This window comes from Pseudonocardia sp. Ae331_Ps2 (genome assembly GCF_001932405.1).
Classification (GTDB): domain Bacteria; phylum Actinomycetota; class Actinomycetes; order Mycobacteriales; family Pseudonocardiaceae; genus Pseudonocardia.
Map to the genome: position 1 here is coordinate 3,944,573 of NZ_MCIM01000001.1, position 11,490 is coordinate 3,956,062.

Genomic DNA, 11,490 nt, shown 5'->3' on the forward strand with positions numbered 1-11,490 from the left:
CGCCCGGGTCACACCGGCGGCCGGTGCGCCCCCACCGGGCGCACCGGCTCGTCGTGGCGGGTCAGCTCGACGGCCGCGTGCTGGCCGGTGCAGCCCTGCGCCAGCGGCGAGGTGCCCACGTCGCGGGTGAGCACGTTCGGGTTGCCGTGCACGCAGAACGGCCGCTCCGCCGCCGGGTCCAGTGGGTCGAACCAGGCCCCGGTCGGCAGCTGCACCACCCCGGCCCGCACCTCGTCGGTGACCCGGGCCGCGGCCAGACAGGCCCCGCGGTCGTTGTGCAGCCGGACCAGGTCGCCGTCGGCGATGCCGCGGGTCGCGGCGTCGTCCGGGTGGACGGCGACGACCTCGCGGCCGTCGATCTTGTGCGCGGCGCTGTGCGCACCGAAGTCCAGCTGCGAGTGCAGCCGGGTCGCCGGTTGGTTCGCGACCAGCCACAACGGGTGCCGCGCGGTCGGCGCGTCGGTCGGTGCCCGCCACACCGGGTACCCGGGGGCGTCGGCGTAGCCGAATGCGGCGACGGTCGCCGAGTACAGCTCGATGCGGCCCGACGGCGTCGGCAGCGGGTGCGCTGCGGGGTCGGCGCGGAACGCGGCGAGCACGTCCCCGTCGTCGGGACGGGTGGGGAGCGCGAGCTCGCCCTCGACGCGGAACCGGCCGTAGGACGGAGCGGGCAGACCGCGGGCGGCCAGGTCGGCGCGGGTCACCTCGTAGAGGTGGGCGAGCCAGCCGTCGGTGTCCCGGCCGCCGGTGAACGCCGCGCCCGCGCCGAGCCTCTCGGCGAGCGCGGCGAGGACGGCATGGTCGTCGCGGGCCTCGCCGGGCGGGTCGGTGAGCCGGTGCATCGCGGTCATCACCGGGTCGTGGCGGCTCGCGCCGATGTCGTCACGCTCGATCGTCCAGGTCGTCGGGAGCACGACGTCGGCGTGCCGGGCGGTCGCGGTCCAGGCCGGCTCGTGCACCACGAAGGTGTCGAGCCGGGCGACGGCCCGGCGCAGCCGCCCGAGGTCCTGGTGGTGGTGGAACGGGTTGCCGCCCGCCCAGTAGGCGAGTCGCACGTGCGGGTAGCGGCCGCGGCGGCCGTCGTGGTCGTAGAGCTCGCCGGGGTGCAGCAGCATGTCCGCGACCCGGGCCACCGGGATCGCCTCGTCGACGCCACCCGTGCCCTGGGGGAGCGCCCCGATCGCGACGTCGACCCGGGGCCTGCCGTAGTGCCCGATCGAGCCCAGCCCGTAGCAGAACCCGCCGCCGGGCAGCCCGATCTGGCCGAGTGCGGCGGCCAGGGCGATCCCCGCCCAGACCGGTTGCTCGCCGAACTCGGCGCGCTGCAGCGACTGCGCGACGGTGACCAGGGTCCGCCCGGCCGCCGCGCACCGCGCGAGCCCGCGGATCGCCTCGGCCGCCACCCCGGTGATCCCCGCCGCCCAGACGGCGTCCTTGACGACGCCGTCGTCGCTGCCGCGCAGGTACCCGGCGACCCGGTCCCAGCCGACGCAGTACCGGTCCAGGAACGCCCGGTCGTGCCGGTCCTCCTCGAGCAGGGTGTGCAGCAGCCCGAGCATCAGCGCGGTGTCGGTGCCCGGCGGCAGCGACAGCCACCGCGGGCGCGCCTGCGCCGGCAGGTCCGAGCGCAGCGGCCCGATGTTCACCAGGTGCGCGCCGCGCGCGGCTGCCGCGGCCAGCGCCGAGCGCTCCACGTGGGCGCTGATCCCGCCCGCCCCGACCGTGGAGTTCTTCAGGTTCATCCCGCCGAAGGCGAGCACCGTGTCGGTGTGCGCGGCCACCTGGTCCCAGGTCACCGGCCCCTTGGAGACGACGTCGGTGGGGCCCAGCACGTGGCGCAGCACCGTCTCCGCGGCGGCCGCGCTGTAGGTGCCGACCGAGCGCACGTACCCGCCGAGCACGGTGTTCAGGAAGCGGTGGACCTGGCTCTGCGCGTGGTGGAACCGGCCCGCGCTGGCCCAGCCGTAGCTGCCGCCGTAGACGGCCTGCGGGCCGTGGGTGTCGCGGACCCTGGCGAGCTCGGTGGCGAGCCGGTCGAGCACCTCGTCCCAGCCGACCTCGACCCAGCGGTCGGCGCCGCGTCGCGCGTCCGGGCCGGGGCCGTCGGTCCACCACCCGAGCCGCACCGCGGGGCGCCGCACCCGTGCCGGGTGGTCGACGGCGGAGGCGACGTTGCCGAGCAGCGGCGACGGGTCGGGGTCGCCGGGCCGGGGGAACACGGCGAGCCCGGAGGGGGAGGTGACGGCCCGGAACGAACCCCAGTGCGAGCTGTGGTGGCGGGCGGCCGGCGGGGGAGCGGGGACGGCCACCGTCCGAGTCAAGGCGGCCGGGACCGGCGGTGTCCAACGACGATCCGCCATCGCCGTCGATCGTCCTGCGCGATCGGTCCGGCCGGCGGTGCCGGGTCGCACCCCTGTGGGGCACCCGACGACGCGGTGCCGGGAGCGGAATCCGGCGCCCTCTCCCAGGACCGGACGGGCGCCCTATGGCGCCGCCCCGGTGTCGGCGCCCCCGTGGCTGCGGGACCTGGAGCGGGCTACCGGGCCAGGGCACGGCGCCACTGGGCGGTGACGCTCCGGCGCAGCGCCTCGGTGTCGACGCTGTCCGGGGCGAGCAGCCGCTGCAACGCGATCCCGCGCAGCTGCCCGACGACGGCGGTCGCGACCTCGTCCGCGCCGGCGTCCGCCGTGATGCTGCCGTCCGCGATGCCGGCCTCGACGTCGTCGCGCAGGTCGGCGCGGAAGGCCGCGTCCCGTTCGCGGAAGATCGGGGCGAGCTCGGGCTGGGTGGCGGCCTCGGCCCACAGCAGCAGGAAGGCCTGGTGGAACGCACCGATCCGGCCGAGCTCCCCGAGGTAGCCGTCGATCAGCCGCAGCAGGCGGTCGAGGCCGGGCGGGAGGTCGTCGAGTCCCGGGACGAACCCGGCCTGGGTGGCGCGCGCCAGCCGCTCCACCAACGCCTGCTTCCCGCCGAAGTGGTGGGTGACGATGCCGCGGCTGTACCCGGCCCGTTCCCCGACACGGGCGAGCGTCAGCGACCGCACGCCCTGCTCGACGACGAGCTCGGCGGCGGCGGTGAGCAACGCGGCTTCGGCCTGGTCGCGGCGTTCCTGCTGGGTACGGCGCATGGCCGGACACTAGCAAACAAATTTGCGTGTCATCCAACAAGTATGTGTAGGGTGGGTGTCAGGAGGTTCCGATGATCGAGATCGAAGACCACGCCCTGGACGCCCTGCTGGCCGACGACCCCGGTGGCCCGGTCGTGATGCTGAACCTGTTGCGGTTCCGCCCGGACGGCGGCCGGGAGAGCTACCAGCGCTACGCCGACGCTCTCCGGGCCGAGCTCAACCCCCGCTACGGCCTGCAGGTGGTGTACCTCGGTGTCGGTGAGCCGGCGCTGGTCGCCGAGAGCGGGCAGGCGTGGGACATGGTGGTGCTGGTCCGCTACCCGGACCGGGAGGCCTTCGCGGCCATGGTGCGCGATCCCGAGTACCAGGCGATCACCCACCTGCGCACCGAGGCGCTGGTGGAGTCGGTCCTGCAGCCGACGACGCCGGTGACGGGCTGATGCCCGCGGTGTTCGTCCACGGCAACCCCGAGACGGCGGCGGTCTGGGACCTGCTGCTGGCGGAGCTCGCGCCCACGCGGACCGACGTGGTGTGCCTGTCGCCGCCCGGTTTCGGTGCGCCCCTGCCCGCCGGGTTCGAGGCCACCCCGGCCGGCTACCGCGACTGGCTGGCCGGCGAGCTGGCGGCCTTCGGCGAGCCGGTGGACCTGGTGGGTCACGACTTCGGCGGCATCCACGTCCTCAACGTCGTGCTGAGCCACCCGCACCTGGTCCGCAGCTGGGTCAGCGACGCCCTCGGAGTGTTCGACCCGGACCACGAGTGGCACGAGCTCGCCCGCCGCTGGCAGACCCCGGGCGTCGGCGAGGCCGACGTCGCGGCGCGCTTCGGTGCCGCGCCCGCCGAGCGCGCCGCGGTGCTGGTGGAACGCGGGATGGGTCGGGCGGTCGCGGCGCGCGTCGCGGCCGGGCAGGGCGAGGAGATGGGCCGCGCGGTGCTCTCCCTGTACCGGTCCGCCGCCGCGGCCGGTGCGCCCGGCCTCGGCCTGCCGCTGGAACGCGCGGCGGCCCGGCCGGGTCTCGCCGTCCTGGCGACCGCCGACCACGTCGTCGGCACCGAGGAGCAACGCCGCCGGGCGGCCACCCGCGCCGGGGCCCGGGTCGCGGTCCTCGACGGTCTCGGCCACTGGTGGATGACCCGTGAGCCGGCCCGTGGGGCCGCGGCGCTGACCGGGTTCTGGGCGTGCCTGCGCTGAGGCACGGCGGGCGGTGGGGGTCGGCCCGGGGGCGGACGGGGGAAGCGCGACGGCGCCGCCCGGCCGCCCGTTCGACGGGTCAGTCCGCCCGGGACGCGGCCTCGGCGGTGACCGTGCGGGCGACCTCGTCCGGCACGACGCGGGCGCCCGGCCGGTAGGTCACCGCGCGCAGGTCGCCGGTGAACCGGAAGATCCCGCGCCGCCGCCGCAGCGCCCAGGACACCGGCCCGCGGGCGTCGCGGCCGACCGAGATGCCGGTCCAGGGTGCCATCCCGGTCAGCGCCCACCGGTCGGGCAGCGCGGTGACCGGGACCCCGTCGGCGGAGACGGCGAGGTGCCAGCGCAGGTCCGGGGTCGCCGTCACGGACAGGACGACCCTGCGGGCTCCGGCCGGGGCCGGGCCGTCCGCGGTGGACACCCGGCCGCCCGCGTTGTGCAGCACGACCAGCCGCCCGTCCTCGACGGCGAGCAGGTAGCCGCCGAACGCGTCGCCGTGCGCGACGAGCACGCCCTCGTCGCCCGGGGCGAGCCCGCCGAGGGTGACCTCGACGTCGAACGACCGGAACGCGACCAGCTGCGCGGACCGGTAGCGCTCCAGCACCGGAGTGCCGGGCAGGATCCGCACCGGCTCGGCCAGGCGGGCCTCGCCCGGCCGTCGCACCGCCAGGTCACCGCGGTCGAGCAGCGGGAACACGGTGTTCTCCCAGGCGGTGCGCTCCCAGGCCGCGGCGAGCTCGGCGGCCCGCTGCGGATGGGCGGCGGCGAGGTCGACCAGCTCGGCGGGGTCGGTGCGCACGTCGTAGAGCGCCCAAACCGGGTCGTCGATGTCGCGGTGGCCCGGCTCGTGGCGGGCGAGCAGCTTCCAGCCGTCGCGGTAGAGGCCGCGGTGCCCGCCCATCTCGGAGTACTGCTCGATGTGCGGGCTCGCGGTCACCTCGCCGCGCAGGAACCCGCCCAGGTCGACGCCGTCGGGCTCGGCGGTCGGCGTGCCCGCGCGCTCGGCGAGCCGGGGCACCCCGGTCAGCGCGAGCAGCGTCGGGACCAGGTCGGTGACGTAGGTGTAGTCGCGCAGCACCCGTCCGGCGGGCAGGCCCCGCGGCCAGGACACCAGCAGCGGCACCCGCACCCCGCCGGCGTAGGTCTGCCCCTTGTAGAACCGGAACGGGGTGTTCGACACCTGTCCCCAGCCGCGCGGGTAGTGCACGCCGAGCTCCTCGGACCCGATGAGCGACTCGTCGTGGTCGACGTCGCGCTCCCAGTCCGCGGGGACGGGATGGTGCACGAAGCGGGTGAAGTAGCTGCGGGTGCCCTCCGGGCCGCCCTCGGCGGTGCCACCGTTGTCGGAGGTGAACACGATGATCGTGTCGTCGAGCTCGCCCAGCTCCTCGAGCAGGGCGGTGACCCGGCCGAGCGAGGCGTCCACGGTGGACACCATCGCCGCGTAGACCTCCATGTAGCGGGCGTAGCGGCGGCGTTCGTCGGGCGACAGCGACTCCCACGGCGGCACGTCGTAGCCGGGTTCGGGGTTGCGCGGGGCCTGCCGGGTGCCGGGCGGGAACAGGCCGCGGTCGAGCTGGCGGGCGAAGCGGGCCTCGCGGACGGCGTCCCACCCGGCGGCGTAGCGGCCCTCCTGGTCGGCGAGGTCGGCGGCGGGCACCTGCAGCGGTCCGTGCATCGCGACGTGCGCGAGGTACAGCAGGAACGGCCGGGTGGCGTCGTGCGCGCGCAGCTCGGAGACCATCGCGCACGCGCGGTCGGTGAGGTCGTCGGTGACGTAGTAGCCCGGCGGGTACTCGTCGACGTCGAGGGCGTGCTCGTCGACGGTGATCTGGTTGGGGTGGAAGAAGGAGTTCAGGCCCTCCAGCGAGCCGTGGTAGCGGTCGAACCCGCGCCGGGTCGGCCAGGAGTCCCGCGGCCGGCCGGGTGCCAGGTTCGCGTCGCGGACCAGGTGCCACTTGCCGACGGCGAACGTGGCGTACCCGCCGGCGCGCAGGTGCTCGGCGAGGGTCGCGGCGTCGTCGCCCAGCTCCAGGCGCATGCCGGGGAAGCCGGGGTCGGCGTTGGCGACCCAGCCGTACCCGGCCCGGTGCGGGTTGAGCCCGGTCAGCAGCGCGGCCCTGGCCGGGGAGCACAGCGGTGCGGTGTGGTGCTCGGCCAGGGTGAGCCCGGCCTCGGCCAGCCGGTCGAGGTGCGGGGTGGGGATCTCCGAGCCGTACGGGCCGATGTCGCTGTAGCCCAGGTCGTCGACGACGACCACGACGACGTTCGGTCGCCGGACCCGCTCGGGCTCGGGCGGCCACCAGCGCGTCGAGGTCGCGGCGGTCCGGCCGATGGTGCCGCCGAACCCGTCGTAGCCCCGTGCGCCGGGCGGGACGGACGGGACCGGCGAGGCCGCGGTGGGCGGGGGATCGGTGGGCACGACGGGACCTCCGGGCGGGGACGGGCGGGAAGCGGACGGGCGCGTGACGCGGGCCGGCCCGGCGTCCGCGGGGGCGGGCGCCGGGCCGGCGGCCGGGCCTAGTTCGTGTAGTGCGAGGAGTCGCCGGTGCGCACGACGCTGCGCGCTCCGCTGGGCGAGACCGGGATGTCGCCGGCCAGGGTGATCCGGCGCAGGGCGCGGTGGTGGTCGTCGTAGTCGGCGACGGCGTAGTGCTGGGTCGCCCGGTTGTCGAACAGCACGAAGTCGCCGTCGGACCAGTTCCAGCGCACGGTGTTCTCCAGCCGGACGATCCGGTCCTGGAGCAGGTGGTAGACGGTCTGGGACTCCTTGGAGTTCAGCCCGACGAACTCCCGGACGAAGTGGCCGAGCACGAGCACCCGCTCGCCGGTCTCCGGGTGGACGCGCACCACCGGGTGCTCGGTCTCGTAGGTGGTGGAACGGAACTCGGCGCGGTAGGCGGCGATCCGGTCGTCGTCGGGCGCCGTGGTGGTCTCGGCGTCGCGGGCGTAGTCGAAGGCGTTGGTGTGCACCGCCCAGAGCTCGTCGACGAGGTTCTTCAGCGGCAGCGGGAGCGAGGCGTAGGCGGCGCCGGTGTTGGCGAACACGGTGGTGCCGCCGTAGGGCGGCAGGTCCAGCGTGCGCAGCGAGCTGATCGCGGGGATGCGGTCGACGAAGGTGACGTCGGTGTGCCAGCTGTTGGCCTTGCCGCGGTCGGAGTCCACCGGGAGCACGTGGGTCTTCTCGCCGCGCACGGTCGGGTGCGCGGTGGTCGGGCTGCCGAACAGCGAGACGAACGCGAGGTGCGACTCGTCGTCGAGGTGGCCCTGTCCGCCGAAGAACAGCGCCTTGTGCTCGAGCAGCGCCGCGCGCAGCGTGGCGACGGTGGCGGCGTCGAGGTCGCCGCCCAGGCGGACGCCCTCGACGCGGGCGCCGATGCGTCCGCCGACCTTGCGCACGACGGGCTGCGCGGCTGCGGTGGGGGTCGGGTTCTCGGCCTGCAGGGTCATCGGATCTCCAGACGTGGGGTGCGGGTGGCCCGGGGGCGCCGGTCGCGGCGGCAGGGGCGGGAGGACGCCGGCGGGCGGGCCGCCCACCGTCCACTCCGGACGGAGTGGGGGAGCGGGGCACCACGGTCCCGGCACGTCGTCGACGGTAGGGAGGCGCCCGCGGCGGCGGCAACGGTTGCGCTCATGCCGATCCCAACCCCTGCGCCGGGACCGCGCGGGCCGCGGTTGTCAATGTGATCCGCTGCCGTGATTCCAGGCATCGACCCGGTCTCCCGGCCGCTGCTAGCGTCACCGGTGTGAGTGACGACCGCGACCGACCCGGGCCGCGGCCCGGCGTGCGCCGCGGCCTGGTCCCCGGCGTCCTGCCCTTCCTGGTCCTGCGCCGGCACGTCGATCTGTGCCGCACGGCGACCGCACTCTGTCGACCGGTCTGACCAACCCGACGCCCTGACGCGTCCCGCGACCCCGGAGCGGGCGCGGCGCCACCGCACCCGCGGTCCCGCCGCACTGTCCCGCCCGGACCGCGCGCCCCCTCGATCGGCCCCGCCGGGTCCACGTCCCACCGGCGCCGCCGTGCCCCGACCGTCCGCCGCCGCGGCCCGGACGGGGCCCGCCGACACCCAGGACCACCCGGCCACCGCGCGCCGCGGACCCCACCGAGGGGCCGCGCGACGTCGTGGCCCGCGCCCCGAGGACCGCCGATGCCCGGCCCCACCACGCCCGGACCCCCTGCCGACCTCCCCTCCGCCCCCGCCGACCCGACCGCACGCCCGTCGGCCCGGCCCCGTCCGCACCACGTCCGCCACGTCGGCGGCCACCGTCCCGCCCACCGCGCCGTCGTGCGCGCCGCGGCCCCCGAGCCGGTCACCGGGGCGGGCGTGCCGGCCGCGGCGGCGGTGCTCGGCGCCGTCCGGCGAGCCGGGGTGGTGTTCCGCGACGAGCTCGTCACGGCCACCGGGCTGTCGCACGCGACGGTGAACCGCCAGGTCGTCGCGCTCGTCGCCGCCGGAGTGGTCCGCGAGCGGCCCGACCTCGTGCCCACGGGCACGGTCGGCAGGCCCCGCATCCCGCTGGAGATCGACACCGACCGGTTCGGCGTGCTCGGCCTGCACGTCGGTCTGCACCGCACCACGCTCGCCGTCGGTGACCTGCGGGGCACCGTGGTGTCGGCGACCGACGTGCCCACCCCGCGCGACGCCGAGCCCGGCACCGCGCTGGCCGGGCTCGCCGCCCGGCTGCGACGGTTCGCCTCCCGCGGCCCGGGGCGGACCGTGCTGCAGGTCGGCCTCGTGGTCGGCGGCCAGGTGTCGGGTGAGCGCGACCGGTTCGGTCACCCCCGGCTCGGCTGGGACCCCGCCCCGCTCGCCGACATCGTCGACCGGGTCGGGCTGCCGGGGGTCGTCGTCGTCCCGCAGATCGAGGCGATGGCCGGCGCCGAGTCGCTGCTGTCCCCGCACGTCGACGAGGGGACCACCCTGCACGTCTACGCCCGCGAGGCCGTCGGTGCCGTGCTCACCGTCGACGGCAGGGTGCACGCCCCCGCCGGCGGACCCGGCACCGTCAGCCACCTGCCCGTCGGCGGGGACGGGGTGCTGGGGCGGGAACGCTGCCACTGCGGGCGGACCGGCTGCCTGGAGGCCGCCGCCGGCGACTCCGCCGTGGCCCGCGCCGCGCACGCGGCCGGGATCGTGGACGCACCCGTGATCGAGAAGGTGGTCGGCGCGGCCGAGGGCGGCGACCGACGGGCGCACGACCTGCTCGCCGAGCGGGCCGCCCTGCTGGGCCGCGGCGTCGCGCTGGTCCGCGACGTGCTCAACCCCGACCGCGTCGTCCTCGCCGGGCAGGCGTTCACCGCCTACCGGGCCGGGCTCGCCCACGTCTCCCGGAGCTTCGCCGAGGCGAGCGCGCTCCCGCCGATCAGCCTGCAGGCGGGCACCTTCGGGTCCGCACTGCAGGCGGTCGCCGCGTGCACCGCCGGCCTGCGCCCGATCTACGCCGACCCGCTCGGCACCACCCGCCGCGCCGCCGCGGTCGCCGCCGACGCGCGCGCGGCGCCTCGGCCGTTCCCGACCCCCACCACCCCCCGAGAGGCGAACCACCGATGACCACCCGACTCCTGTCCTCCCCGCTCGACCGGCGCAGCCTGCTGCGCCGCGCCGGACTCGGTGTCCTGGCCGCCGGCGCGGCCGGTGCGGGCCTGACCGGGTGCGCCTCCGCCGTCGACGAGCGGCGTGCCGCCGGGAACGCCGCCGCGAGCGCACCGGTGCGCGGCGGGACCCTGAAGCTGGCCGCTCGGACCGACCTGGTGCCCGGCAACTTCCTCACCAACTCCAACGACGGCGTCACGACCACCGTCGGCCTGGTCTACGACACCCTGGTCCGCCGGCCGAACACCGGGTTCGAGCCGCAGCCGCGGCTCGCGACGTCCTGGGAGATCAGCCCGGACGGCCGCACGGTGACCCTGCAGCTGCGTGACGACGTCTTCTTCCACGGCCGCGGCACCGAGCGGGGCCGGCCGTTCACCTCGGCCGACGTCGAGTTCTCGATCCGCACCTACGCCGACCCGAAGTGGACCGCGCAGCTGCGCAGCACCGCCGCCGCCGTCACCTCGTTCGACACCTCGCAGCCGCACCGGGTGGTGCTGGGGCTCGCGGAGCCCCTGTCGAACATCCTCGACCTGCTCGACACCGTCCCGATCCTGGACTCCGCGACCATCGACGCGCTCGGGCGTGGCGAGGCGTTCGTCGGGACCGGCCCGTTCCGGTTCGAGTCCTGGACCCCGAACACCTCGATCGTCTACGTGCGCAACGAGCACTTCCGCGACCCCGAGCGGCCCTATCTCGACCGGGTCGAGCTGAGCATCGGCGGCGACGCCCAGGCGCTGCTGGCCGGCCTGCGATCCAACCGGTTCGACGTCGTCGGCGGGCTCCCGTTCCGCGACATCGCGACCCTGGACGCGGCCGAGGGCTTCCACGCGATCACCATGGAGGGCGCGGAGCTGCAGACCTACGTGGGCGCGAACGTCACCGCCCCCGGGCTGTCCGACGTGCGGGTCCGCCAGGCCGTCGCCTACGCGATCGACCGGCAACGGGTCGTCGACGAGGTGCTGCGCGGCTCCGGCTACCCGATCAACCTGCCGTGGCCGAAGAGCTCCCCGGCCTACGACGAGGCCCGCAACGCCACCTACACCCGCAACCTCGACCGGGCCCGTGCGCTCGTCGCGGAGGTCGGCACCGTGCCACCGCAGCCGCTGACGTTCCCGGCCAGCCACCCCGTCCACGAACCGGTCGCGCAGATCGTGCAGGCCGACCTCGCCGAGATCGGCATCACCACCACGCTGCAGCCGGTCGATTCCGCGCAGTTCGTGAAGCAGCTGATCGGCGCGCAGTTCCCCGGGCTGTGGACGACGTTCCACTCGTGGGCCCAGCACACCCCGTCGACGCTGACCGTCAGCGCCTACCCCTTCAACGCGCAGAAGAACTCCTCGCGGTTCGTCTCGCCCGACTACCAGCGGGCCGCCGCCACCGCGTGGACGCTGCCCGCGACCGACACCGCCGGCCTCGGCCGCGCCTACACGGCGCTGTCCGACGAGCTGCTCGAGCACCTGTTCCTGGTCGAGATCGGCGTGGTGCTCAACCAGCTCGCCGCCTCGGACCGGGTCCAGGGGGTCGGTTGGTCCAAGCGGGCCGAGATCGACCTCACCGACGCGTACACGGCGGCCTGA

General features: G+C 76.1%; 9 protein-coding genes. 5 read left to right on the forward strand and 4 right to left on the reverse strand.

Annotated features, from left to right (window positions below):
• Positions 1-8 precede the first annotated feature (8 nt).
• Both Ae331Ps2_RS18935 and Ae331Ps2_RS18940 read right to left on the reverse strand, forming a co-directional pair.
• The gene (locus Ae331Ps2_RS18935; RefSeq protein WP_249265581.1) at positions 9-2,309 is read right to left on the reverse strand and encodes a molybdopterin-dependent oxidoreductase; all 2,301 of its coding nucleotides are present in this window, start codon (positions 2,307-2,309) and stop codon (positions 9-11) included.
• A 227-nt stretch (positions 2,310-2,536) separates the two neighbouring features.
• Complete coding sequence (locus Ae331Ps2_RS18940) at positions 2,537-3,127, reverse strand: TetR/AcrR family transcriptional regulator (RefSeq protein ID WP_020623336.1); 591 nt, start codon at positions 3,125-3,127, stop codon at positions 2,537-2,539.
• Positions 3,128-3,198: 71 nt separating this feature from the next.
• On the opposite strand from Ae331Ps2_RS18940, the gene Ae331Ps2_RS18945 reads away from it, so the two are divergent.
• Both Ae331Ps2_RS18945 and Ae331Ps2_RS18950 read left to right on the forward strand, forming a co-directional pair.
• Positions 3,199-3,567, forward strand: coding sequence for a DUF1330 domain-containing protein (locus Ae331Ps2_RS18945; RefSeq protein ID WP_020623337.1), 369 nt, complete (start codon positions 3,199-3,201; stop codon positions 3,565-3,567).
• Positions 3,567-4,319: an alpha/beta fold hydrolase gene (locus tag Ae331Ps2_RS18950; protein ID WP_075307395.1), complete on the forward strand. Its 753-nt coding sequence runs from the start codon at positions 3,567-3,569 to the stop codon at positions 4,317-4,319. The genes Ae331Ps2_RS18945 and Ae331Ps2_RS18950 overlap by 1 nt, the downstream gene beginning before the upstream one ends.
• Positions 4,320-4,398: 79 nt before the next feature.
• Here Ae331Ps2_RS18950 and Ae331Ps2_RS18955 read toward each other — a convergent pair whose 3' ends face one another.
• Together Ae331Ps2_RS18955 and Ae331Ps2_RS18960 are read right to left on the reverse strand one after the other, a co-directional pair.
• Positions 4,399-6,738 (reverse strand): arylsulfatase, encoded by a 2,340-nt coding sequence (locus Ae331Ps2_RS18955; RefSeq protein WP_075307393.1) that lies wholly within the window; start codon positions 6,736-6,738, stop codon positions 4,399-4,401.
• A 98-nt stretch (positions 6,739-6,836) separates the two neighbouring features.
• Positions 6,837-7,766 carry a TauD/TfdA family dioxygenase gene (locus Ae331Ps2_RS18960; protein WP_020623340.1) on the reverse strand — a complete coding sequence of 310 codons (930 nt, stop codon included), beginning with the start codon at positions 7,764-7,766 and terminating at the stop codon, positions 6,837-6,839.
• 296 nt (positions 7,767-8,062) lie between these two features.
• Between Ae331Ps2_RS18960 and Ae331Ps2_RS32115 the strand changes: the two genes are divergently transcribed.
• The 3 genes from Ae331Ps2_RS32115 (at position 8,063) to Ae331Ps2_RS18970 (ending at position 11,490) form a co-directional block, all read left to right on the forward strand.
• Positions 8,063-8,200, forward strand: a complete 138-nt coding sequence (locus Ae331Ps2_RS32115; protein ID WP_158071509.1) for a putative leader peptide — start codon at positions 8,063-8,065, stop codon at positions 8,198-8,200.
• Between the two features lie 267 nt (positions 8,201-8,467).
• Complete coding sequence (locus Ae331Ps2_RS18965) at positions 8,468-9,871, forward strand: ROK family protein (protein WP_075307391.1); 1,404 nt, start codon at positions 8,468-8,470, stop codon at positions 9,869-9,871.
• Positions 9,868-11,490 carry an ABC transporter substrate-binding protein gene (locus Ae331Ps2_RS18970; RefSeq protein WP_075307389.1) on the forward strand — a complete coding sequence of 541 codons (1,623 nt, stop codon included), beginning with the start codon at positions 9,868-9,870 and terminating at the stop codon, positions 11,488-11,490. The genes Ae331Ps2_RS18965 and Ae331Ps2_RS18970 overlap by 4 nt, the downstream gene beginning before the upstream one ends.